Genomic DNA, 23,409 nt, shown 5'->3' on the forward strand with positions numbered 1-23,409 from the left:
CTCAACCAGGGACTGACCTGGTCGATGACCGTCAACATGAAGATCGACCTCGTCGGCCCGGCCCGCCGCGGACTGGCCACCGGCCTCAACGAAGCTGCCGGTTACGTCGCGGTCGGCGGCGTTGCCCTGCTGACCGGCTACCTCGCCGCCACCCATGGCCTTCGCCCTGTCCCCGAGCTCATCGGGATCGTCTTCGTCGCCGCGGGGCTGGGCCTGTCCCTCGTCGTGCGCGACACCGCCGCGCACGTTGCCCTGGAACTGGCGCACCACCCCACCCCCTCCGGGGGTGCGCAATCCGCGGGCCTGGCCGCCACCTTCGCCCGAACCACGTGGCGGAACCGGTCCCTGCGCGGCGCCAGCCAGGCCGGCCTGGTCAACAACCTCAACGACGGGCTCACCTGGGGCGTGTTCCCGCTGCTGTTCACCCAGCACGGACTCGGCCTCGCCGCCGTCGGCCTCATCAAAGGGCTCTATCCGCTGTTGTGGGGGCTTGGCCAGATCCCCAGCGGGCATCTTTCCGACCGCATCGGCCGCAAACCCTTCATCGTCACCGGCATGCTCGTGCAGGCCGCCGGGTTCGTGCTCGCGCTCGCCCTGCTCGCCGATCCCCTGCTCGCAGGGATCGTCTCCGCCATCGCGCTCGGCCTGGGCACCGCGATGGTCTACCCGACACTCATCGCGTCAATCTCGGACCACGCCCATCCCACCTGGCGCGCCAACGCACTTGGCACCTACCGCTTCTGGCGCGACACCGGCTACGCCGCCGGTGCCCTGCTCGCCGGCATCCTCGCCGACACCCTCGGCCTCAACACTACCGTCATCGCCGCAGCCATCCTCACCGCCGCATCCGGCCTGCTCGCCGCCCGCTGGATCACCAACCCACGCCCTCCAATCGAGCGGGGCGTCCCGACGACACCAACCGGAACCGACCAGCAGCCCAAGACGAACCGCCCGGACAACTCGACGTCCTGACCGTCCCCGCCCGGATCGACATCGGCACGATCGGAAAGATGCCTGCTCTCACGACCACTCACGAGCCGTGCATCCGACGTGCGTCGCTTGTTGCCGCCGGCCAGCCGCGAAACAGATCCAGCCCGTCACGAGACGGCGTACACCTTGACGACCTGCAGCGACACTTTAGTACCGAAACGGGTGGTTCGCGCTCGCCGCTTGATCAAGGACGGGTTCTACGCGGGGGCCGTCGTTGCCGTGCGCCGATGGTCGTGTCCGGTTGGTGTGTTCACCGCGTGGTCGCTGAGCTTCCGGAGCCGGCGGCCCCGTTGCCGTTCGTCGCTGACTTGCCTGGTGACTGGGTCGGGTGGCGCGACGTGGGATCGAGAGGTGGCGGCGGTCGACCGGTTCTACGGCTGGCAGGTGCGCGCCGGGCATGTTCGCGTCAATCCGGTTCCGCAGCAGCGACGCCGGGCCCGGCCTGCGCATGCCGGGGGCGGCTGGTCGCCTGCTGCGGAGGTGTCGGAGTCTCCGGCGACCTACATCCACGGCGCCGGCCGGGAGAAGGTCGAGCAGTTGCCGACGGTGTCCTATCGGCAGTGGTGGGATGTCGGGATGCGCGGCTACACCGCAGGTGGGTTGGCGGACCCGGGGTTTCTCGGCCGGCGATCGGGGCGCAACGCCACGTTCTGCGATCTAATGGTCCGCACGGGCTGCGGTTGTCCGAGCAGACGGCGCTGACATTGTTCGAGGTGCCGTTGGAACGCGGGTTTCGCGGCTATCAACGGTTCTGGCTGCCGCCGGCGATCGCGAAGGGTGGTTCGTCCCGGTGGGTTTATGTCCCGGCGTCGATCGTGACCGACTTGGTCGCCTACGTCGAGATTGACCGGGCCGAGGTCGTCGCCGACGCCGTTGCGGCGGGTCGCTACCGGCGCATCCGGCGCCCGCTGGTCGTCGAGAACCCGCGCGTTCCGCTGGCGATCGAGCCTGGTTCCAGCGTCCGCGGGATCAAGCTGGCGCATCTCGGTCCCGCGGAGCGGCAGCGTCTGCTCGTCGACGGCCCGGACGGATTGGTGCCCGCGCGTTCTGGTTGACCGAAGCGGGGATGGCGGTGACGGCGTCGACCTGGAAGGACCTGTTCCGCCAGGCCAACCTTATGATCGACGGGGAGTCGGCGAAGTCGTAGTTGATGAGCTCGCCGAGCGGGGCTTCGGGCCCCGCGGCGCGGCGCCACCGGTGAGGACCGCACGCACGAGAGAATCCCTCGGCCGCGCGCAGCAGCCGAGACCGGAAACCTCCGCCCCTGGCCGGCCGCGACCGGCAGCCGATGTCGGCACCGGCGGGGTCAGCAGTCGACGCAGTCCGACACACCGTGCTGCCGTTCCTCGTAACCCGCAGCGGTTGTCGGGCCCGTCGTGATGGGGGCGGTCATGATCGCGGTGATGGCACGACCGCCACGGGGCAGGCCGCGTGGTAGATCAAGGCCTGGCCAGTCGATCCCAGCAGCAGGCCTCGGAACCCACCGCGGCCGCGGGACCCGACCACGACCAACTGCGCGCTCTTGGCGTGATCAAGCAGGATGTGAGCCGGACGGTCACGCGCCACGACCTGCTCGACCGGCACCTCGGGATACTTCTCCTGGTGCTCGGCCAGCCACTGGCTCAGCAGCCTTGAGTCGTGGTGCTCAACCGTCTGCCGATCCGACGCCGATTTCCAGACGGCCGCGATGGGCACGTCGTTCACAGCGTGCACGGCCACCAGGGGCGCGTTCCGGGTAGCCGCGGCCTGGAAGGCAAAGGGAATCGCCGTCTGACTGCTCGGTGCTCCGTCGACGCCCACCACCACCGGAGAGTCCTGGCGTGGTTCGGTTTGAGCATCAGCTCCTCGTACGACCACAACCGGGCAGTGCCCGTGGGTGGCGACCGCTACGGCGGTCGACCCGACCACCAGACCGGTGAATCCGCCCAGCCCTCGTGAGCCGAGCACCATCAGCTCTGCCGAGGCCGACAGCCCGATCAACTGATCGGCCGCCGAGCCGCCGGTCAGGTCGGTGTGCACAGCCGCGTCGGATGCTGACTCCCGGGCTGCTCCAGCGGCTTCCGCAAGCCACTGGTGCCCCTGCTCCACCAGCGCAACCTGGTATCGGCGCAGTGCCACCGCGTGCGGCACGGCGACAGGCACCAGTGCGCACACGTGCACGATCACCAGCATCAGACGACGGCACGCGGCCTCACGTGCGGCCCAGCGCACCGCGTGTCGGGCCGAGGGCGATCCATCCACACCGACCACAACCGACCGACTGATTTCGTTCACGACCAGCGCCTTCCTGATCATCCTCCCGGTCGTCAAGAACACCACCACGGGAGACGGACGTGCCATCGCGGACTTCTGTGCCTGTCACCAGACTTCCCCCGAGCATGTCTGCCTGGCGTCGGCTCCGAGTAGGGACCGACGCCCATACGCGGCGGGTCTTTCGGCTCCGGGTCCTTGCTGCGCCGATCGGCGTTGGCCGACGTACTCACCAACCCGGCGGTGCTTACACCAGCGGGAGCGGCACGCAGGTCAGCGGGGCGATGGCCCTGACGCACGACACGTATCGGCAATCCAGCGCTCTTCGCGGTGGGCAAGGCGTTCGGTTGGTGTGCGGTCAGCAGAGACACCGACGGCGATACGGCGGCGACTGTCCGGCAAACGCTGCTGCCGCGCCGGCTGCGCCATCCACGCTGACAACGACACGGGGACCGTGCCCGACAACCCTTTCGCTAGGTTCGCTGGCCTCCCGAGTAAATCGGTCCCGGCAGGCGAGCAGGTTCGTGGCGTCTCCAGCCTCCGTACGCCAGGCTTACGACGCCGAAAGGAGCACCCCTCCGGGGCAGCCGTTCGACACCAGTCGTCGTGCAACGGCGACCGAACGACGGACCTGCCCGACGTGACATCCCCGCCCTAATCCGGTCCCACAGAAGCCGAGCAACAAACGGCCAAGCGGTCCGTGACGGGGAGGGTGGCCAGGCGCACCGAACGCGGCAACATCTGACGATCGAAGTGAAACGAGCACGTCGAAGACCGTCCACACGGAAGCCGCCGACATCGCTACCGCTGCGAGCACATCGGGTACGCCTGCAGGCCGAGGCCGACGCCATCAGAACACCGTCGTCGGATGTGACCTGCAGCGCACGGCCATGTCGAGAACCGAGATAAGTGACCGTCCACTTCGGAAGAGACGCAGAGCGGGTTTGTGTGATCGTCGTAACGAACGTGCGCAGCGAGGAGTGTGCTGACAACCGACGCCCCACCACACGCACGACGGCCAAGCGTGTTCACGCCGCCCATGCGTCCAGGTAAAGGCGCTTGCCCATGTCCAGCCAGAACCTCCGCGCGGGTGCGTTGGGCCGGGTCGGGGTAGTCGCGATCACCGGTCACGCCTCGTTGCTAGCTCTGGACGTGGGCGGTGGCCATCATGCCGACATCTTCGTGGTCGAGGATGTGGCAGTGGTAGACGCTGCGGCCGGGGTAGTCGGCGAATGCGATGCGCAGACGCACCCAGCCACGGGCGGGAACGACGACGACATCTTGTTGTCTCCCGATCGGAGCCGTGCCGGTGCTGTCGCCCACGACGTGCATGGGCCAGACGTGCAGGTGAAACGGGTGGACCATGGGGCTGGTGTTGATGACCGTCCAGTCTTCGGTGGTGCCGAGTCGAATCGTTTGATCATCCCGGGTCGGATCGTACCTGCGCCCGTCGATGGTGAAGCTCATCATCTCTCCGCCCGTGCCCATGCCACCCATACCCGCACCCATGCCGAAGGTGAGTTGACGCTGGCGCACGATCGGGCCTGCCGGCATGGGTGGGGCCGGCAGTGTGGCGGGCAGCGTCGGTGACGCCGCCTCGGGCCCGGCGACGTCCAGGGTGCCCAGGACAACCTGGCTGCTGGTGACCGAGCCGCCGCCCATGATGCTGCCCCGGTCATAAGCGTCGCTGACCAGGGAGTACTGGCCGGGTGTGGTGGGCTGGATGAGGAGATCGGCGCGGTTGCCCGGTGCCAGCACCACGAGATCCCGCGCTGTGGGGGCCGGCAAGAATCGGCCATCGAAGGCCGCCTGGGTGAGCTGGTGGCCCTGTAGTCGCAGGGCCAGTACGCGGGAGGTGCAGCCGTTGATGACCCGCCACCGTTGCACGGCCCCGGCCGCGGCCGCGATGACGGGTTGATGCTGGCCGTTGACCAGCACCAACGTGCCCTCGCGGCCCATCATCCTGCCCATGACGCTCACCGCCGCCACCCGGCCCGCGGCGTCCAAAGTGGTGTCGGTGACCAGCAGGACCCGCTCCCGTGTGGCAAGCGCAGGACCGCCGTCGACCAGCAGCGCCCCGGCGAGACCGGCGAAGATCTGATCAGCCACGGTGCCGTGGTGATGCGGGTGGTACCAGAACGTCCCAGGCGGGTGATCGTCCGGAACACGAATCTCGTAGTCGAAACTGGTCCCCGATTCGATCCTCAGGAACGGGTTGTCGCTGTTGCCCTGCGGGGAGACATGCAGGCCGTGGGTGTGCAGGTTGGTCGCTTGACCCACCCGGTTGACCAGCCGGATGCGCAGCAGGTCCCCCGGCCGCACCCGCAGCGTCGGGCCCGGTGACGTGCCATTGAACCCCAACCCCGCGGTGTCACGACCAGCCAGACGCACTCCCGGTGCTGCCGTCAGCTGCACCGGCAAAACACCGGCCCGGCTGCTCAACTCCACGGGTTCAGCCAGAGGCTGCCCGCTCGCCCCGGGTGACAGGCCCCCGTCCCCGCCGACAGCCCCCAGCCCCATCGCCCACCCGGTAGCACCGGCCGCGACACTCGCCGCACCCAGCCCGAGCAAACCGACGGCGCGGCGACGACTGATCGGCTCCCTGCTCACTGCAGCTCGGCCTTCCGGCGTCGGTACTCCTCCTCGTCGATCTCCCCCCGGGCGTAGCGCTCGTCGAGAACACCTCGCGCCGAGTAGCCGGCACCTCCGTCAGCCCCTCCCCGTCGGGACCCGCTGAGCCTGTCCCGCGACAGCAGGACCCCCAGATAAACCAAAACCGACAGGCCGACCACGATCAACACAGGCCAAACCCACCACCAGCCCGTCATCCAGCGATAGTCATCCATCCTCTGCGACCCCTCTTCGTTGATCAGGGTGCGCGCCTGCGACTGACTCTCCACACATGTCCCTGCTCCCAGTGTCCATTCTGTGTACCCGCACGGCACCCCGTGTGTTTCACCGACGAGTTCGGGGCCACCTGTCCCCCGACGACCGGGCGCCGAGCTCCAAGCGGGCGGCCGCAACGTCGCCATGGTCGGCGACGGAGTCAACGCCGCACCCGCCCTCGCCCAAGCCGACGTCGGCATCGCGATCGGCGCCGGCACCGACGTCGCAATCGACACCGCCGACGTCGTCCTGATGCGATCCGACCCACTCGCCGTGCGCACCGCCCTGCGCAAGATGCGCCAGAACCTCGGCTGGGCCATCGGCTACAACACCATCGCCCTCCCCATCGCGGCCGGCGTCTTCGCCCCCGCCGTCGGTCTCGTGCTACGCCCCGAAATCGCCGCGCCGGCCATGTCCGGCTCCAGTCTCATCGTCGCCGTCAACGCACTCGCGCTGAAAGCCCTACGACTCCCCGCACGATCGCCCACGGAACCCCGGCCGACCAGCTCGGAGCGGCGCCACAGCGTCACAACATGAACCGCGCCAGCGCGAAGAGGACCTTGTGCCCTGCGAGGTGAGACGTTGGCCCATCGCATCCCGACAACGATCCGCGCACGCTGGAAGTCTCCTGAGAAGAGAGCTGGCGAATGACCACCAACCGAAACGCCAGCGGCAGGCGATCATCGCAGCATTTCCCCACCGGTGGGCGCGCTGATGATGGCCCGAGCCATCGAGGACAGGCCCAAAGGTGAGCGACGTTCCCAAACCGAGAAGTGATGGGACAGAACAACGATGTACTGGGACGGATACGGAATGAGCGGCTGGGGCCTCGCGCTCATGACCATCGGCAACCTGGTGTTGTGGGCGCTGGTGATCGTCGCGATCATCGCCCTGGTCCGCGTCCTCAGCCGCAGGTCCGGCCCCGGTGACGGTGACGGTGAACGGTCGACCCCGGAACAGGTGCTGGCCGAGCGGTTCGCGCGCGGCGAGATCGACGAGCAGACCTATCGGCGCGACCTCGAGACGCTGCGTCAGCTCCGCCACTCCACGTCCGGCGGCTCCTGATCTCGTCGGCACCGGCGGCGATTGCGCTGTCCGGTCGGGCGGGCACCCTGCGCAAGACGCGGCAGAACCTCCGCTGGGCCGTCATCTTTCGACAGTTGACATCTCACCCGCCGCGCAGTGCGGCGGGGGTGAACACGGCCGCTGCCACCACTCCGACGGCCACCGCCAGGACCAGGTAGGCAAACATGCGCCGCACCGTTCGTCCCGGAAGCCGGTTGCCGAAGCGCCCGGCTGCCACGGACGCCAGCAGGGCGACTGTGGCGAACACCGAGGCGACGCGGTAGTCGAGGTCGGGCAGGGTGGTCGCGTGGGCGGCCAGCCCGCTCAGCGAAGTGAGCACGATGACGACCAGCGAGGTCGCGACGGCCTCCGGCGCGGTGAGCCCCAGCAGCATCGTCAGTGCGGGGATGATGACGAACCCGCCGCCGACTCCGAACAGGCCGGTGAGCAGCCCGACGACCGCGCCGACGGTCAAAGCCTTGGGCACACAGCTGCGCCAGTTCACCCCGCCGCCACTGGTCCGGCAGGCGCCGTCCGGCGCCGGGGCTGCGGTGAGCATCCGCACCCCAACCATCGTCATCAGACCAGCGAAGGCGACCAGCAGCCATCGGTCCGGAATCAACTTCCCCAGCGCCGTGCCGGCGAACGCGCCGGGGACGCTCGCCACGGCGAAGACGAGCGCGACGGGCCAGCGGATCACCTTCGACCGCCAGCGGGACACCAGGCCACCCGCCGCGGACACGGCCACGACCACCAGCGACGTCGGGATCGCCGAGCTGAGCGGCAACCCGACCCCGTAGACCAAGGCCGGGATCGCCAGGATGGAGCCGCCCGCGCCGAGCACGCCCAGGGCCGCGCCGACAACCAGGCCGAACACCGCGGTCAGCAGCACCGTCATGGAGTCCGCCTCAGCCGGCCGCCATGCGCAGCCCGGCCGATGCCGCCCGGTCGAACCCGTCGTCCACCGCGACAACCAGGTGTCCGGCCGCGGCGAGGACCGAGGCCGCGATCGACGCGCGATAGCCGGCCTGGCAGTGCACCCACACTTCTCCGGCCGGCACTTCGCCGAGGTGGTCCAGCAGGTCGTGCAGCGGGATGTGCAGGGCGCCGTCGATGTGGTCCTGCGCCCATTCCAGGTCGCGCCGGACATCGAGGACCGTCACCGGCCGGTGGTGGCGCACCAAGGCCAGCTCGCCGAATTCCGCCCGGGGGAACGACCCCAGCGGCGCGTCACCCGACCACATTTCCGGGGTGCCGGAAGCTGCCGCCTCGATGCGGTCGATGCCGATCCGGGCCAGCTCGCGCTGCGCGTCGCCGATCTGGTCCGCCGTGTCGCCGAGCAGGCTCAGCGCGGTGCCCCAGGGAATGAGCCAGCCCAAGTAGGTCGCGAAACTGCCGTCGGCGCCGAAGTTCAGGGTGCCCACCACGTGCCCTGCGGCGAACGCGGTCCGCGACCGCAGATCCACTACCCACTCCCCCGCCTCGATGCGCGAACGGAGTTCCACCGGATCCGCAGTCGCCGGATCGGTCAGGTCGGGCGCAGCGGGGCCGGCCAAGTTCGCCGGAGCCATGTGCGCGTAATACGCCGGATAGGCGTCCAGCCCCGCCAGTAGTTCGTCGACATAGGCTCGCTCGTCCTGGGTGAGCACCGGGTTGACTTGCTTCTCCCGGCCGATCGTCGACCGATCGGCTTCGGACTGCGAGGCGGAGCAGAAGCTGCCGAAGCCGTGCGTGGGATAAATCTCGACCTCGTCCGGCAGCACCTCGGCCAGCCGGTGCGCCGACGCGTACTGCCGCTTCACCAGCTCACCGGTGTGAGCCGGGCCCAGCAGGTCGGGGCGGCCCGTGGAGCCGTAGAGCAGCGAACCGCCGGTGAACACCGCCGGGCTCCGGCCCGGCGCCTCCAGCACGTACGAGAGGTGGGTGAAGGTGTGTCCCGGGGTGGCCATAGCCCGCACGCGCATGCCTGCTCCGACGTCGATCACGTCGCCGTCCTCGACGGGCGTGCGCTCGAACGAGACTGGGTCCGCGCCGTTGACGTGGTAGGCCGCGCCGGCGGCGCGGGCGAGGGCGAGCCCGCCGGTCACGTAGTCGTTGTGGATGTGGGTCTCGAACACGTCCGTGATCCGCAACCCACGCGCTCCGGCCAGGTCCAGGACCCGGTCGATGTCGCGCTGCGGGTCGACCACGAACGCCGTGGTGCCGTCGCTGACGAGGTAGCTGCGGTCACCGAGGCTCGGTGTGTCGATGGCGATGATCTCGATCATAGGGTCTTCTCCTTATACCCCAGGGGGTATCTGAATCCAGGATAGCTCATTCGCCGCCACTTCTCCAGATACTCCCGGGGGCATAGTCGGACACGTGACGACTTCTTCTCACAACCGCAGCGTCACAGCATTCCCGGGCGAACTTCCAGAGGCTTTGGTCCATCGATCGCCCTTTCCTAGTACCCCGGGGGGTATAGTGATCTGCGGGGCACGGTCTCGAGACCCACGGAGGAACACCGGATGTGCCAGAGGATCGCCTGTTCGAAATGCGGGAAGCCGTCCTACCGCGGCTGTGGCAACCACGTCGAGCAGGTGCTGGGCGACGTACCCGTCTCCGAGCGCTGCTCCTGCGCAGCCGAGCAGGTGGGGCGGAAACCGTGGCGGCTGTTCGGCCGCCACTGAGCACCTCGGTGGGGATCGCCGCGGATCGGCAGCTTCTCCGCGACGTCCAAAGTCACCGGCATTCTCACCGACGCCGACCGGGATCGCAGCACTGCTGCACCAGCACGGCGCACTGTCCTTATGGGACTATGCGGCTGTCCGCACGTCTCCTACGGCCGATCCGGGCGGCCGAAAGCGCGCCCGGCCGCGGGCACTGCAACGACGCGCCCATCCTGTCCCCGCACAGGTTTGTCGGCGGCGCGCAGACCCCCGGGGCCCTCGTTGTGCGGCGCGACGTCTACACCCACCGTGTCCCGACCGATCCGGGCGGCGGCAGCGTGACCTTCGTCGGCCCGCACGGACACTGCTACCTCGACGATCCGGTCGCCCGCGAGGAAGACGACACTCCTGCGACCGTGGAGTCGATCCACGCGGGCATCGTCTTCGTCCACAAGGACTCCGTCGACGCAGTCCCATCCAGGCCCAGCAAGAACGACTGTGGCGGCAGCCGTGCACGCCGGTCGCGCGTCCGCGAATCCAGATGCTCGGCGACCATCGGTTGGCACGGCCACCGTGTCGTTGCGGATCCGGCCCGGTCAGCTCTTGCTGCACCACAACTTCGCGGTCGCCGCCTTAACGACCTGTTCGGTTTCCAGGCCCTCGGTGGCTGCTCTGCGCCGGCCCCTACGGAAACCGGCCGCTCACCATCGACCCCGCCAGGTCACTTCTCGACGACGAACCCGCCCGCGGCTACGACGGGTTCAAGCCGGGCTACGCGCGGCTGACCTTCAATTGCCACTTCATCCTGATACCCTCCGCGACCGCCTGGTCGACGCCGTCACTCTGCTCGACGAGCACGGCCGCTGGCGGCACGCCCGCCCGGACGAGTTCACGCCGCAGGTTACAGACCTGCGGCGAGGTCAACGCACACACTGGAGGAGTCCACCCGCCGACTCGGCGAGGACGTCCTCGCCGAGCACCTCGAACAGCCCGAGCGGGCTGCCCGACGATTTCAAGGCCATGCGGTGCTTCCTGCTCCCGCCCGGCCGCCTACGCCCTTACGCCAGGGTCAGGAACAACTTTTCCAGCTGCTCACGATCGGCGGCACCCTGCTCCGAATCATCAGACAGGCACTGCTCCAGCCCGCTGGCGATCAGCCGGAACCCGGCCCGGTCCAGCGCCCGGGAGACCGCGGCGAGCTGGATGATGACGTCCCGGCAGTCCCGGCCGTCCTCCATCATCTGGATCACGCCCCCAACCTGCCCCTGTGCCCGCCGCAGCCGCTTGCGCACGTCCGCGACCACGTCTCCGTTCAGCTCCACACCAACCTCCTCTGGTACCCCCCAGGGTACCTGCTCACGACCGTGATCGCGGGCAGTGCGCCCGACTGCGAGAACACGACGTCCCCTCACGAACCGCCATCAGCGTCGGGATCGTCGAATGCCGGACATCTGTGCCAGCTCGACCTGCGCTTCAGTGTCGACCATCCCGAACAGGATGCCGCGGGGACCTGCCGCCGCCGGCTCGAAGACAGCGGCGAACATCCGAAACGGTCCGCACCATTAAAGGCGCGACGTTGCCGCACCAACCCAAGCTGCTTCCGGAGTGTCTCCGCAGAGATCGGCCGCCGGAAGCGTCGCCAGTGGTCGCCGTCCGCGCGGCGAGCCCGTTCCACGAGGCGCTCGTCCAGAGCAGTGCGATCGTTCACCGACGACGTGGTCGCAGTATCCAGCAGCGGCCGTGAGGTACATCATGTCGAGGAGATCGTTGTTCGCACAGTGCCAGTTACCAGCTTTTCGTGGAGGACTTGACGGAACAGGCCGAGCGTAGGATGTGCGACACGTCCTCCTCGCTGCGGTTGAGGCAGCAGTCGGACATCTGATCGGGCGTGACGCCTGGCGTGGAAGGCGGCCTGCGCGAGTTCGCCACCGATGTCCGCCATGAACTTCGCGTGTGTCCGGCGGCGCTTGAGTTCCCTCCCGCTCGGGTTGTCCCGAAGGAAATCGGTGAATCGCTGCATGCCGACCGTCCACCCGTCGACCGGTTCCATGGGCACGTGGTCACCATCGAGCACCGTGTCGGCGATCCCACTAAGACCCGTGAGGGCGTGCACGACCCTTGCAGGTCTGGCGGCACGCCCGCCGATCTTTCCTGCAGGCTGGTCTCCCTGCCAGCGTGGACGGTGTTGGGCTCAAGCGTGACAGCCTCCGGAGGAAGCAAGCAGTGACTCCGGTACCGGACTGTCAGCCCCTGCGCAATTCGAAGAGCGGTGATCCGCGAGAGCCTCTCCTGCTCACCGACGCCTCGTAGATCTCACCGAAATGCGCGGAGATTTCCCCTGTGGTCGTCCCTTTCGCATAGAACAACAGCACGACCTCGTCCACATCCGTAAGCCGGCGCTGCCGTTTTTTCACTCACGATCTGGGGCTCGAACGTGCTTTCCCGATCCCGCCATACCTCAATCCACGCCTCGCCGGCAGCGTCCGGGATCACGGTCTTCGGCCGAGTGCCGTTGCGCACGTTGGCCGGGGCCGCGCGCGTCGGCCTGGTTTTTCTCGTGACCGAGGTGCTCGGTCATTTCCTCGTTCAACGCCGTTTCCGGGACGTTCTTGGTGAACAGCTTCAGCAGACCGTCCGGGCCGGTCAACGCCAGCCCCCGCGCCTTGGCCTCGGCTACCATCGCCGCCGCAGCCACTCTACGAGGTCGAAGTCGTCCGGTACGAAGGGGTGCGCCGAGCATGACCATCGCACTCATCTGGCCAAGGTCAGGTCGGATTTTCGCCTCCGAATCAACTCGGTTGTGACGCTCGAGGCAGCTTCGTCGTCCTCTCGAGGAGCTGATCAGTACGTGCCAGTCAGGTCGCCCAGTGACCAGGTCCGATCAACTCGCTGTCGCGATGTGCCGGAATCAGGCGCGTCACACCCGCCACTGAAAGCTGGTGGGAGACAATCCCATCATCCGGAGCTCGCAGGACGATCACGTCTTGGTGGGTCCAAGTCGGCGGTGGACGCCTCGATGCCGACCCGCGAGGCCGTGCCGGTCGCGATACAGGCCGCGACCCGGTCGTGGGGCCAGGCGTTCTCGTCGATGTTCGTGGTCAGCAACAGCCTGCCGCTGCGACGTTTCGCAGCACCGTTGCGGCTGTGATCCCCGTCTGTCACTTGTGGGCGGTACCCGTCACCAGCGTCGGCGCTCACTGGCGTTTGCCAGTCACCTCAGAAGCTGCCCGCCCGGCAAGCTCTCGGTCGAGGCCACCCTGGTGGCGTTCCACGCCACGACGCGGCGAAGCTGTTCATGAGTCAGCCCAGCCCAGCGCGCGACGGCAAGCAGCGTTGCCCGCCTCATTCCGGGCGCGATGCTGGCCCGCCCGAGCCGGCCGAGCCACAACTGTTCGTCGACCCAGGTGGCGCGGCCAAGGGCGATCAGCGCGTGCAGCTCATCGTCAGAGCAGACAGTGACCAACCGGTATCCATCTGCACCCAACTCCAACTCATCGATCGCCGAGGAATCCGGGATGAGCGCTTGCACCAGCTTGCGCGGATCGGTTCGCCCACACACTTGGCAAACGGAGCGGCGGTGATGGGTGGATACGCCGGCTACCCGGTCACCATTCAACCTTCCAACCACGACGACCAACTCCTTCAAACCCAGTTCAGGTGGAGCCGACCGGGGTCCGGGGCTGGCAGAGCGCTAAAGCGATTGAGGACCTTGGAATCCCAGTGTTCCACACCAAGACCCTGATGCAGCTGCGTCGGCCGCTCGAGGACTCTGCCGGCACGACTCCCTGCATGCCACCGATTACGCACCGCGCGGAGACTGCGGTGGGGGTGCGCGTGGTGGGCAATGACAGAAACCGTGCACACCAGGTGACCACTATCGCGCACGCGAACGCCCAAACCCCGACGTCGCCGAGGTCGCCTGGTGACAACTAGCGTGCAAAGCCACAACCGTGGACCGTACGAAGACCGCCTCGCCCGGTCGGCGATGACGGTGGGAGGCCATCCGATGCATCACCACAGTGGACAATCGGTTCAACAGGCTCCAGAGACGGTCGTCCTGGATGTCAGCGGACTTTTGCGCGCGTCCGAACAGAACGTGGTCGACACGCGATTGCGCCGGCAACCCGGCGTGCTCGACGTCGAAGCCAATCCGGTCGCCCAGACCGCGACCGTGACTTTCGACCCGGCGCTCGCCTCCGTCGCCTCGCTGCGCCAATGGGTGATCGACTGCGGATACCACTGCGCCGGGCAGTCCGTGCCGCATCACCTCTGCGATCCCCTCGCCGAGCCCGCCGCGCAGGCGCCGTCGGCCGCACACGCAGAGCACGCCCCAGCAGAGGCGATGGGTCACGGTGGGCACGCGGGGATGTCGATGGCTGCCATGGCCGCCGACATGCGCAACCGGTTCCTGGTCGCGCTGGTGTTCTCCATCCCGATCGTGCTGTGGTCGCCGATCGGCACCGAGGTCTTCGCGCTACACCTGCCGGTGCCGTTCGGGTGGCGCCCGGACGTGTGGTCGCTGCTGCTGAGCCTGCCGGTGCTGTTCTACTCGTGCTGGATCTTCTTCGACGGCGCCGTGCGCGCACTGCGGGCCCGCACCCTGGACATGATGGTGCTCGTCGCGGTGGCGATCGGCGCGGGCTGGCTGTATTCGCTGGTCGTGACGATCACCGGCGGCGGCGAGGTGTTCTACGAAGCGGCCACGGTGCTCGCGGCCTTCGTGTTGCTGGGGCACTGGTTCGAGATGCGTGCCCGCGGCGGCGCCAACGACGCCATCCGCACTCTGCTCGACCTCGCCCCGCCCAGAGCCACCGTGCTCCGCGACGGGGACGAGGTTGAGGTGGCCAGCGCCGACGTCGCGGTCGGGGACCTGCTACTGGTCCGCCCCGGAACCAAGATCGCCGTCGACGGTGTCGTGGAGGAGGGCGAGAGCGCGGTCGACGAGTCGATGGTCACCGGCGAAAGCCTGCCGGTGCACAAGGCATCCGGTTCAACCGTGGTCGGGGCGACCATCAACACCACCGGCACACTGCGGGTGCGCGCGACCAAAGTCGGCGCGGACACGGCGCTGGCACAGATCGTCAAACTCGTACAGGAAGCCCAAAACTCCAAGGCACCCGGCCAGCGCCTGGCCGACCGCGCGGCGTTCTGGCTGGTGTTCGTCGCCCTCCTGGGCGGTGCCGCGACGCTCGCCGTGTGGCTGCTGACCGGCAGCGCGTTCTCGGTCGCGATCCTGTTCGCCATCACCGTCGTCGTCATCACCTGCCCCGACGCCCTCGGCCTGGCCACCCCGACCGCGATCATGGTCGGCACCAGCCTGGGCGCCAAACGGGGCGTGCTGTTCAAAAACGCCATGGCCTTGGAGACCACCGCCCGCATCCAGGTCGTCGTCCTGGACAAGACCGGCACACTGACCAAGGGCGAACCCGAAGTCACCGACGTGATCACCGGCGACGGTGCGACCGGGATCGGCGAGGACGAGCTGCTGCGCCTCGTGGCCGCGGTGGAGCGCGAGTCGGAACACCCCCTGGCCAAGGCCATCGTGCGCCACGCCGAGGGCAACGGCACCCCGCGGGTGCGGGCCGAGCGGTTCGAGAACATGCCCGGGCACGGCGCCATCGCCGGGGTCGACGGGCACCGGGTGGTGGTCGGCAACGGGCGGCTGCTCGCACGCGAAGGCATCGACACCGGGGTTCTGGCCAGCCGCGGGGAGCAGCTCGCCGGCAGCGGCCACACCACCGTCCTCGCCGCCGTCGACGGAGTCCCCGCCGGAGTCATCGGCATCGCCGACGCGCCCCGCGACACCTCCGCCGCCGCGGTCGCGGCCCTGCACGACCTCGGGATCGAGGTCGTGATGCTCACCGGCGACAACCAGGCCACAGCCGATCGCATCGCCCGGCAACTGGGAATCGACAAGGTCATCGCCGAGGTCCTGCCCGGCGACAAGGCAACCAAGGTCGCCGAGCTCCAAGCGAACGGCCGCAAGGTCGCCATGGTCGGCGACGGCGTCAACGACGCACCCGCCCTCGCGCAAGCCGACGTCGGCATCGCGATCGGCGCCGGCACCGACGTCGCCATCGACACCGCCGACGTCGTCCTGATGCGATCCGACCCACTGGACGTGCCCACCGCCCTGCGCATCGGGCGGGGCACCCTGCGCAAGATGCAGCAGAACCTCGGCTGGGCCATCGGCTACAACACCATCGCCCTGCCCATCGCCGCCGGCGTGTTCGAGCCCGCGTTCGGCCTCGTACTGCGGCCGGAGATCGCCGCACTGGCCATGTCCGGCTCCAGCTTCATCGTCGCCGTCAACGCACTCGCGCTGAAAGCCCTACGACTACCCACACGATCGCCCACGGAACCCCGGCCGACCAGCTCGGAGCGGCGCCACAGCGTCACAACATGAACCGCGCCAGCGCGAAGAGGACCTTGTGCCATGAGAGGCGAGACGTTGGCCCATCGCACCCAGATAAGACTCCGCGCACGCTGGAAGTCTCCTGAGAAGAGGAGCTGGCGGTGAGCACCGACAGGAACGTCCCAAGCCGCCGCGGGCGGCCATCGCGGCGCTTCCTCGCCGGCGGCATCGTGGGCGAGGTGTCAGCGGCCCGAGCCATAGTGGTCGGGCCCGGGTCTGAACGACGTTCCAGATCGAGAACTGATGGGACTCAACAATGATGTACTGGGGCAGCTACGGAATGGGCGGCTGGGGCGTCGTGCTCATGACCGTCGACACCGTGCTGTTCTGGGTGCTGGTGATCGTCGCGGTCGTGGCGCTGGTCCGCGTCCTCAGCTGCTGGCCCGGCCGCGGAGACCGTGAACGGTCGAACTCGGAACAGCTACTGGCCGAACGGTTTGCTCGCGACGAGATCGACGAGCAGGCCTACCGGTGTGACCTCGAGACGCTGCGTCAGGTCCGCCACTCCACATCCGGCGGGTCTTGATCTCGTCGGCACTCCAGCGAATACCGCAGTCCGGTCGGGCGGACACCCTGCGCAAGATGCGGCAGAACGTCCGCTGGGCCATCATTTCTCGAGCGTTGACATCCTCACCCGCCGCGCAGTGCGGCGGGCCGAATGCGGCCGCTGCCACCACTCCGACGCCCCCGGGCCAGGTAGGCAAACGTGCGCCGCACCGTTCGTCCCGGAAGCCAGCCTCACGGCCCGACGCGTTCCCGGTCGTCACCGCCGCCACTCCGGAGCAGTCCCTGGCACACACGCGCTCACCTTCCTGAGGCAAGACCGGCGAAAGTCCCTCCCACCGGGGGATTCCGACCCTGCATTCCCACGCCGTCCGGGTGACAGGGTCGAGGCGACCACCGCACGAAACGACCAGGCAGGCTCACCATGGACCGTGGACTCCCGGACGACTTCACCGTCAAGACCGCGGTAGCCATGGCCGTCCGCGCACCGTCGGTGCACAATTCTCAGCCCTGGCGCTGGGCAGTCGGCGACCGCTCGCTCCACCTCTACGCTGACCCGTCCCGGCACCTGGCCCAGACCGACCCCGACGGCCGCGACCTCCTCATCAGCTGCGGAGCCGCGTTGCACCACGCACGCGTCGGCTTCGCGGCTCTAGGCTGGCGCGCCGACGTGCACCGCCTCCCCAATCCGGCCGAGCCGAACCACCTCGCAGTAATCGAGCTGCACCGACACGAACCGTCTCCGGACGAGATCGCGCTCGCCGCCGCGATCCCGCGGCGCCGCACCGACCGCCGCCGACACAGCTCATGGTCGGTCCCCCGCGGGCATCTCGAAACACTCTCCGCCGCAGCGGCAGAGGAAGGCGTCGTCCTGCGCACCGCCGAAGACGCCGAGCGTTACTACCTGGCCGTCGCAATCCAGAAGGCCTCGAGGCAGCATCTCAACGACCCTGCCTACCGGACGGAGCTGGCAGCGTGGAGCGGGCGCCGCGCCGCGCCCGACGGTGTCCCCTCGCGCAGCACACCACCACCCGACGACACCCCAGGCACACTCCCGTCGCGCCACTTCGCCGATCCCGACCTCGCCGAGGCACCGGCCAGCGGCGAGGACGCCGAGACGGTGCTGCTCGTCCTGAGCACCGCGTCCGACGACCGCATGTCGCGGCTGCGTGCCGGCGAGGCGACGAGCGCCGTGCTGCTGTCCGCGACAAGCTTCGGCCTCGCCAGCTGCCCCTTGACCGAACCACTGGAGATCCCCGATGTCCGCCGCACCGTCGAGGAAAAAGTCTCCGGTGGCACCTTTCCCCAGATGGTGCTGCGCATCGGCTGGGCGCCGGTCAACGCCGACCCGCTGCCCGCGACCCCGCGCCGCGACCTCGACGACGTGCTGACACCGCTCGACGCCACCGACTTGCCGGACCGCGCCGGCTATCCGTGGTGCTGACTCGACCGAGGCGAGTACCGATCGATGTGGTGTGGGAGTCCGCGCGCATGGTCGGACAGGGTTCGTGCCACCACTACCCGCATCAGGTTGGGCGTCCTGGGCGGGCATCGCGTCGGCCGCGACAGCGGCCAGGGGACGAACTCGGCATGCCCGCGGCGGGTGACAGCTCTGTCGGACGAGATTGCGCTACTCCTGCGGAGGGTTCGGTTTCGGGCGAGCACCGGGCTGTTCCCTGGGTATGTCGCCGGTGACGGCGAGTGCCAGCAGCGTGAGCATCGCCAGCACTGCTAGTGCCGCCCGCAGCCCCGCGATGCGGCTCTCGGCGTTGGTCGCCACCACCGCGTCGGCCGTCGCCGGAGGGACGTCCGCCTTGTCCAGGGCGACTCTCAGCTGGTCGTCGGACAGGAACGGCACCCCGCTGGACAGCTGCGTCTGCGCCTGCGCGGCGAGATCGGCAGGCACGTCCGGGTTGCCCTGAATACCGGTGAAGAAGGACGCGGTCAGAGCGGAGATCACGACAGCGCCTGCCAGCGCGGTGCCGATCGACGCGCCGAGCTGGGTTCCGGTGTTCTGCAGGCCGCCCACCTCGCCGCTCATCTCGTCGCGCACGGACGACACCGTGACGCTGCCCAGCTGTGACGCAAGCGCGCCCAGGCCCGCACCGGCAAGCAGCAGCGGCCAGGTGATGATCTGGGGCTCGGAACTGACGTCGAGCAGCACAACGAGGAGCACGATGCCCGCGAAGACGGCCAAGAACCCGAGCCTGACGACCCGTCGCGGCGAGGCGTCGGGCCGCAGCTTCGGGATGCCCACCGCGAACAGCAGCAGCGTCAGCGACAGGGGCAGCAGCCGGATGCCGGTCTCCACCGCCGACAGCCCGAGCGCGACGGACAGGTACAGCGGGATGATGAAGAAGAGGCCTGCCTGCACGAGGAACATGAACAGGAACGAGCCGACACCGCTGCGCAGCTGGCGGACACCCAGCAGCGCCGGGTCGACGAGCGCGCCCTCGTGCCGCGTGACACGCCGCTTCTCCCACGCGAGGAAGACCGCGGACATCACGCCGCCCGCGAGCACAAGCCAGATCCCCGGCGAAAGTCCGAGCCACGTCGGGGCGCCGGGCTTCGGCTGGATGAAACCCCAGCTGCCGGAGACCAGGACACCGAGCACGATCATCCCGAGCCCCAACGCGGACATCGCAGTGCCGCCGAGGTCGAGCCTGGTCCCTTCTTCGGCCGGCGTGTCGTTCACGCGCCTGGCCAGGACCAGGATCACCAGCACGATCAGCACCTCGCCGGCGAAGACCCAGCGCCACGACGCGTAGGTCGTGAACGCGCCGCCGATCACCGGGCCCAGCGCGGCGGCGATAGCGCCCGCCGCCGCGACCAGACCGTAGGCCCTGGGACGCTCGGGTTTGCCGAAGTTCGACGCCACGAGCGCCACGATCGCCGGCATGATGAGCACCGCTCCCAGGCCTTCCAGGAACGACCAGCCGATGATGAGCACGACGAGGTTCGGCGCCAGGGCTGTGGTCAGCGACCCGCACGCGTACACGACGCAGCCGATCGAGAACGCGCGCTTGCGGCCGAGGATTTCGCCCAGCTTCCCGCCGGTGATCATGAGCGAGGCCATCACCAGCGTGTAGAGCGTGATCGCCGTCTGGATGCCTGTGACGGTCGTGCCAAGGTCCTCGGCGACGGTCGCGATCGCGGTGTTCATCACGGTGGTGTCCAGGGCCATGACGAACTGCCCTGTTGCCAAAGTGAGCAGGACAGACCTGCCGGCTTGCGACTCTCGCCTGGTCTTCCGCTCGGTCAACGCACCTGCCTCCTCGTGCGGCCGACGTCGGCGCCGGCCGATCGCGACGACGCCTTTCCAAGGCCACCGGCTCGGCCGCCGGAACGTCCCCACGATGGCGGCCTCCGGTCGCCGGTTACATCACCTGGACAGGATGACAAGCCGTACCACGGCGCGGTCACGCGATCATCGACAGTTGCTCGGCACGGCGTTCTCAGTCACGAACTGCGCGATTGGCCGCACGATCGCGACGGCCGCGGTCGGGGGTCGAGTGCCCGATGCAGCTCATTGGTCATGCTGACCAGCGGAAACTGTGTTTACAGGCCCGCTTGGAACGGCAGCCGGGACAGCACGTAGTCCAGGAACTGGATCGCGCTCTTCTGGTCGGATCGGGGATAGATCCGCAGGATCCGTAAGCGGGTGCAGTCGTCGATCGCGGTGTACTGGTAGAACCGGTTCTTCCGGCCGGTGTCGGTGGCGATCGGCTCTACGAACTTGACATCGAACTGGAGCTGGTGGCTGGGGCGCTGTTTCTCGTAGCCCTTCCAGCGTTGATGATGGCGTTTGTAGCGCTGGGAGGCGGGGAGTCGGCTCATGTCCAGGCGTTTGAGGATGCGGTAGATCGTCGAGTGACCGATCTCCTGGTCGTGGTAGCGACGCAGGTACATCTCGATCTTCAGCGGGCCGAAGTGGTAGCGCTGCCGCAGGTGGATGATCTTCTCGACCACCTGCGGATGAGTGATCGTCGGGCAATGCAGCGGGGCGCTCGAGCGGTCTTTCAGGCCGTCGATGCCCCCATCTTCGTAGCGGCGTTTCCACCGGTAGAACACCGTCCGGCTGATGCCGTAATACCGGCAGGTCGCCGCGACGTTGCCACTGACTTCTTCGGCGTGACGGAGGACGGCCAGGCGCCGGTTCGGGCGCCTGACCAGGTCCTTCTCACTCCACACTCGCTCAGCCACAGACCTCCCTAAAACAGGAGCCCAAGACTGTCAACAACCTCAGTCAGTTTTAGACCTAGCCGTCGGCACGAACGACGATGTCGCCTTGGTTGACCGTGGTCAGGTTCCGCTCCTCTGTTCGCCGAAACTCACGATTGGGTCCGCTTCGACTGCTCGGCGAGCCATTCACGCTGCCATTGCGAGGATCGGTGCCGGTTCAGCCCGAACACCACGGAGCCATAGCACAGCGCAAGGGCCAGGAGGGTGGCAACCCACACCCCGACGGCGCCGGCTGCCGCGTTGACGACCACGGCGGCTGGGCTCAACGGCGGGTCCACGAGAGAGCCGTATCGGTCGACCCAGATGCGGAAGGTGTCACCTCGGTGGGTGCCCTCGTTCGCATAGGGCCGGCCGACCCGGCGGCTTCCATCGGCCAGCAGCCACGTCGCGTCTGTCGGCATGCGGCTGCCCAGCGCACCGCTGCGCCCGCTGACGGAGAGCGGCGGGCCGTCGGCGAGCAGCGTCGCGGTCACCGGGTACCGAGTCGCGAGCTGCTCCGCCGACTGCGCCGTCTGCCGCGCGTACAGCTCCGACCCCACGGCGGCCGCAAACGGCACGGCGACCAGGGCGGCGATGACACACAGGACGAGCACGACCGCCTCGGCCCGATCAGAGGAGCGGGCCACCGACCGGTGCCCTGGAGCGATGACGTGGCACAACCGCACTAGCCAGTTCGCTGACGTGGTCATGGCTTCTGCCCTCCGCTGCGCCCTGAACTCCTTGCACAACAGCATCTTCCGGTAGTGGCGAGATCCGAAGGGGCGTTCGGCCCCCGCCTCGCGGGCTGCCGGTCCCCGCTGTGCGGCGGCGGGGGCCGCCCGATGAGGACCAAAGCCCCTTGGCGCCGCCCACTGGGGCGAGCGAAGGTCGACCCAGGCAACGATGAACGGAGACTTCCCATGCGAGCGCGCGACATCATGACCACACCGGTGATCGGCGTGACACCGTCCGCCTCGCTGACGGAGGCTGTCTCGCTGATGACCGAGTACGGGTTCACCACGCTCCCCGTCGTCGACCAGCGAGGCCGGCTGCTGGGCCTGATCTGTGAGACCGACATCATCCGCGCCCGATGCCCCGGCGACGACGAGACCGTCAGCGACCCCGACAGCGGCGTCATGACGGACCGGCAGGCGCACAGGGTCGCGTCGGTCATGCGCACGCCGGGCAAAGGCGCCGCACCCGATCTCGATGTCACTGAGCTCGCCCACCGCATGGCCGACAGCGGGATACGCTCTCTGCCGGTGATCGAGCTCGGCCATGTGATCGGCATGGTGACCTTCCAGGACGTGCTGGGGGCGCTGGCTGCGAGCCGTCCGTCCTGATCGGACGGTCAGACGGCGGGAACGTCCGAGTGCGCTCGGTGTGTCGTCACCTCGGCGACCGGGCGCCGAGCCGTCATCCGGGTTGGCTGGCCGTACCCGATTCGCAGCAGGGCATGCACCTGGCCCAACCCGTCGAAGATCTCCAGTAGCGGACTGCGGATGCTGCGGACCTCGAACGGCTGCGACAGGAACGAAGTGGCGAGACCTTCGACCGTCGCTGTCAGCAGGACGCGCTGCATGACCGTGCCGGCACGGACCTCGGCGTCGCGCCGTGGTCCCGGGTAAGCACCGCGGCGAGCAGGGGATCCTGCTCGAACTCCCGCGGCGGGATGGCCTGGTTCATGTGCGACGCGCGGTGCCACACGACGCCAGGGAAGTTTGGCGGCGGCCCGAAGGCGATCACCGGTACGCCGTCCGGGCTCTCCACCGGGCGCCCCGTCCAGTGCGCCGATTCCGCCTGGAACTCGGCGTCGTCGGCTTGCACGGCTTCGGCTCGCCGAATCAGCGCGGCGACCTGCGGGTAACGTCGTGAAGCGTCCAAGAACTCCACCTGCCCGCCCTCGGCGAGCGCCGCCGACTTCAACCGGCCGCGCGCGTACGGCGGGACCGCCTGCTCGAAGAATGGCCGCCGATTGGTGTGCCTGCGGAATACCGCCCCGGCGAGCTTGCGATCGGGCTCCGTGGCGTGCCTGACGCCGTCGAGGCGGACGACGGCGAGAAGGCCGGGCGAAGCGACGTCCGGCAGGATCCGCACCCGTACCGCGAGCCCGTTGAGCCGGAGGGTGATCACCAGGTTGAACAACGCGGCGCCGCAGGACAGCCTCGCCTCCCGCGCCGCCGGGTCCGCAACCACGAGCACCCGGTCTCGATCGAGCCACACCTCGATCCGGTCACCGTCGACGATGAACTGCCACGGCTGGGTGTTGTGCGGCGACGGCGCTCGCACCGCCGCCGCGACGGCCTGGTCGAGCGCGGTCGGAAGCTGGAGGTCCATCGTGGTCTCCGTAGGAACAGGAACTGGGTACACCCTTCGAGGCTGGTCTTCTCGATCGGTCCGGCGTACGGGCACCGGTCACGAGGCCGAAGG

General features: G+C 68.5%; 23 protein-coding genes and 2 pseudogenes. 11 read left to right on the plus strand and 14 right to left on the minus strand.

Going from position 1 to position 23,409, the window contains the following annotated elements:
- The 3 genes from AB0H62_RS15960 to AB0H62_RS15970 form a co-directional block, all read left to right on the plus strand.
- On the plus strand, positions 1 to 972 hold a 972-nt coding region (locus AB0H62_RS15960; RefSeq protein ID WP_360586675.1), incomplete at its 5' end, for an MFS transporter.
- A gap of 369 nt (positions 973 to 1,341) precedes the next feature.
- Positions 1,342 to 1,692 carry a hypothetical protein gene (locus tag AB0H62_RS15965; protein ID WP_220241492.1) on the plus strand — a complete coding sequence of 117 codons (351 nt, stop codon included), beginning with the start codon at positions 1,342 to 1,344 and terminating at the stop codon, positions 1,690 to 1,692.
- Positions 1,671 to 2,045 (plus strand): hypothetical protein, encoded by a 375-nt coding sequence (locus AB0H62_RS15970; RefSeq protein ID WP_220241493.1) that lies wholly within the window; start codon positions 1,671 to 1,673, stop codon positions 2,043 to 2,045. The genes AB0H62_RS15965 and AB0H62_RS15970 overlap by 22 nt, the downstream gene beginning before the upstream one ends.
- Positions 2,046 to 2,379: 334 nt before the next feature.
- Here AB0H62_RS15970 and AB0H62_RS15975 read toward each other — a convergent pair whose 3' ends face one another.
- The 3 genes from AB0H62_RS15975 to AB0H62_RS15985 form a co-directional block, all read right to left on the minus strand.
- A complete protein-coding gene (locus AB0H62_RS15975; RefSeq protein WP_220241494.1) occupies positions 2,380 to 3,285 on the minus strand; it encodes a universal stress protein in 906 nt (301 codons plus the stop codon).
- A gap of 1,095 nt (positions 3,286 to 4,380) precedes the next feature.
- Positions 4,381 to 5,688 carry a multicopper oxidase family protein gene (locus tag AB0H62_RS15980; RefSeq protein ID WP_255638100.1) on the minus strand — a complete coding sequence of 436 codons (1,308 nt, stop codon included), beginning with the start codon at positions 5,686 to 5,688 and terminating at the stop codon, positions 4,381 to 4,383.
- Positions 5,689 to 5,846: 158 nt separating this feature from the next.
- Complete coding sequence (locus AB0H62_RS15985) at positions 5,847 to 6,140, minus strand: SHOCT domain-containing protein (protein ID WP_255638101.1); 294 nt, start codon at positions 6,138 to 6,140, stop codon at positions 5,847 to 5,849.
- A 100-nt stretch (positions 6,141 to 6,240) separates the two neighbouring features.
- On the opposite strand from AB0H62_RS15985, the pseudogene AB0H62_RS15990 reads away from it, so the two are divergent.
- Positions 6,241 to 6,663, plus strand: a pseudogene (locus AB0H62_RS15990) (ATPase P); the annotation flags it as partial.
- A 255-nt stretch (positions 6,664 to 6,918) separates the two neighbouring features.
- Entirely contained in the window at positions 6,919 to 7,191 is a 273-nt protein-coding gene (locus AB0H62_RS15995) for an SHOCT domain-containing protein (protein WP_220241496.1), read from the plus strand.
- 103 nt (positions 7,192 to 7,294) lie between these two features.
- Here AB0H62_RS15995 and AB0H62_RS16000 read toward each other — a convergent pair whose 3' ends face one another.
- On the minus strand, positions 7,295 to 8,089 hold the full coding sequence (locus tag AB0H62_RS16000) for a sulfite exporter TauE/SafE family protein (protein ID WP_220241497.1): 795 nt from the start codon (positions 8,087 to 8,089) through the stop codon (positions 7,295 to 7,297).
- Between the two features lie 10 nt (positions 8,090 to 8,099).
- Entirely contained in the window at positions 8,100 to 9,458 is a 1,359-nt protein-coding gene (locus tag AB0H62_RS16005; protein ID WP_220241498.1) for an MBL fold metallo-hydrolase, read from the minus strand.
- Positions 9,459 to 9,698: 240 nt separating this feature from the next.
- Here AB0H62_RS16005 and AB0H62_RS16010 point away from each other — a divergent pair, with 240 nt between their 5' ends.
- Positions 9,699 to 9,860, plus strand: coding sequence for a hypothetical protein (locus AB0H62_RS16010; RefSeq protein ID WP_220241499.1), 162 nt, complete (start codon positions 9,699 to 9,701; stop codon positions 9,858 to 9,860).
- Between the two features lie 750 nt (positions 9,861 to 10,610).
- On the opposite strand, the gene AB0H62_RS16015 is transcribed toward AB0H62_RS16010, so the two are convergent.
- The 3 genes and pseudogenes from AB0H62_RS16015 to AB0H62_RS16025 form a co-directional block, all read right to left on the minus strand.
- Positions 10,611 to 10,763, minus strand: coding sequence for a hypothetical protein (locus AB0H62_RS16015; protein ID WP_220241500.1), 153 nt, complete (start codon positions 10,761 to 10,763; stop codon positions 10,611 to 10,613).
- Positions 10,764 to 10,897: 134 nt separating this feature from the next.
- Positions 10,898 to 11,161, minus strand: a complete 264-nt coding sequence (locus AB0H62_RS16020) for a metal-sensitive transcriptional regulator (protein ID WP_220241501.1) — start codon at positions 11,159 to 11,161, stop codon at positions 10,898 to 10,900.
- Positions 11,162 to 12,127: 966 nt separating this feature from the next.
- A pseudogene (locus tag AB0H62_RS16025) lies at positions 12,128 to 12,579 on the minus strand (transposase); the annotation flags it as partial.
- A 276-nt stretch (positions 12,580 to 12,855) separates the two neighbouring features.
- Between AB0H62_RS16025 and AB0H62_RS16030 the strand changes: the two are divergent.
- A complete protein-coding gene (locus tag AB0H62_RS16030; protein WP_255638102.1) occupies positions 12,856 to 12,987 on the plus strand; it encodes a hypothetical protein in 132 nt (43 codons plus the stop codon).
- Between the two features lie 63 nt (positions 12,988 to 13,050).
- Here the strand turns inward: AB0H62_RS16030 and AB0H62_RS16035 are convergent, their stop codons facing one another.
- The gene (locus AB0H62_RS16035; protein ID WP_360586681.1) at positions 13,051 to 13,467 is read right to left on the minus strand and encodes a hypothetical protein; all 417 of its coding nucleotides are present in this window, start codon (positions 13,465 to 13,467) and stop codon (positions 13,051 to 13,053) included.
- A 378-nt stretch (positions 13,468 to 13,845) separates the two neighbouring features.
- On the opposite strand from AB0H62_RS16035, the gene AB0H62_RS16040 reads away from it, so the two are divergent.
- The 3 genes from AB0H62_RS16040 (at position 13,846) to AB0H62_RS16050 (ending at position 18,202) form a co-directional block, all read left to right on the plus strand.
- A complete protein-coding gene (locus AB0H62_RS16040) occupies positions 13,846 to 16,245 on the plus strand; it encodes a heavy metal translocating P-type ATPase (RefSeq protein WP_220241505.1) in 2,400 nt (799 codons plus the stop codon).
- Positions 16,246 to 16,510: 265 nt separating this feature from the next.
- On the plus strand, positions 16,511 to 16,780 hold the full coding sequence (locus tag AB0H62_RS16045) for an SHOCT domain-containing protein (RefSeq protein WP_360586683.1): 270 nt from the start codon (positions 16,511 to 16,513) through the stop codon (positions 16,778 to 16,780).
- A gap of 402 nt (positions 16,781 to 17,182) precedes the next feature.
- Positions 17,183 to 18,202, plus strand: a complete 1,020-nt coding sequence (locus tag AB0H62_RS16050; protein ID WP_220241507.1) for an NAD(P)H nitroreductase — start codon at positions 17,183 to 17,185, stop codon at positions 18,200 to 18,202.
- Between the two features lie 186 nt (positions 18,203 to 18,388).
- Here AB0H62_RS16050 and AB0H62_RS16055 read toward each other — a convergent pair whose 3' ends face one another.
- The 3 genes from AB0H62_RS16055 to AB0H62_RS16065 form a co-directional block, all read right to left on the minus strand.
- The gene (locus AB0H62_RS16055) at positions 18,389 to 20,020 is read right to left on the minus strand and encodes an MFS transporter (protein ID WP_255638103.1); all 1,632 of its coding nucleotides are present in this window, start codon (positions 20,018 to 20,020) and stop codon (positions 18,389 to 18,391) included.
- A gap of 296 nt (positions 20,021 to 20,316) precedes the next feature.
- A complete protein-coding gene (locus tag AB0H62_RS16060; RefSeq protein WP_220241509.1) occupies positions 20,317 to 20,961 on the minus strand; it encodes a helix-turn-helix domain-containing protein in 645 nt (214 codons plus the stop codon).
- A gap of 128 nt (positions 20,962 to 21,089) precedes the next feature.
- Entirely contained in the window at positions 21,090 to 21,689 is a 600-nt protein-coding gene (locus tag AB0H62_RS16065; RefSeq protein ID WP_220241510.1) for a hypothetical protein, read from the minus strand.
- A gap of 210 nt (positions 21,690 to 21,899) precedes the next feature.
- Between AB0H62_RS16065 and AB0H62_RS16070 the strand changes: the two genes are divergently transcribed.
- On the plus strand, positions 21,900 to 22,322 hold the full coding sequence (locus AB0H62_RS16070) for a CBS domain-containing protein (protein WP_220241511.1): 423 nt from the start codon (positions 21,900 to 21,902) through the stop codon (positions 22,320 to 22,322).
- Positions 22,323 to 22,330: 8 nt separating this feature from the next.
- Here the strand turns inward: AB0H62_RS16070 and AB0H62_RS16075 are convergent, their stop codons facing one another.
- A complete protein-coding gene (locus AB0H62_RS16075) occupies positions 22,331 to 22,561 on the minus strand; it encodes a hypothetical protein (protein WP_360586686.1) in 231 nt (76 codons plus the stop codon).
- Positions 22,543 to 23,316, minus strand: a complete 774-nt coding sequence (locus AB0H62_RS16080; RefSeq protein ID WP_360586688.1) for a hypothetical protein — start codon at positions 23,314 to 23,316, stop codon at positions 22,543 to 22,545. The genes AB0H62_RS16075 and AB0H62_RS16080 overlap by 19 nt, the downstream gene beginning before the upstream one ends.
- Positions 23,317 to 23,409 lie beyond the last annotated feature (93 nt).

Origin of the sequence: Amycolatopsis sp. NPDC050768, from assembly GCF_040654155.1 — a bacterium.
GTDB lineage: Bacteria > Actinomycetota > Actinomycetes > Mycobacteriales > Pseudonocardiaceae > Amycolatopsis.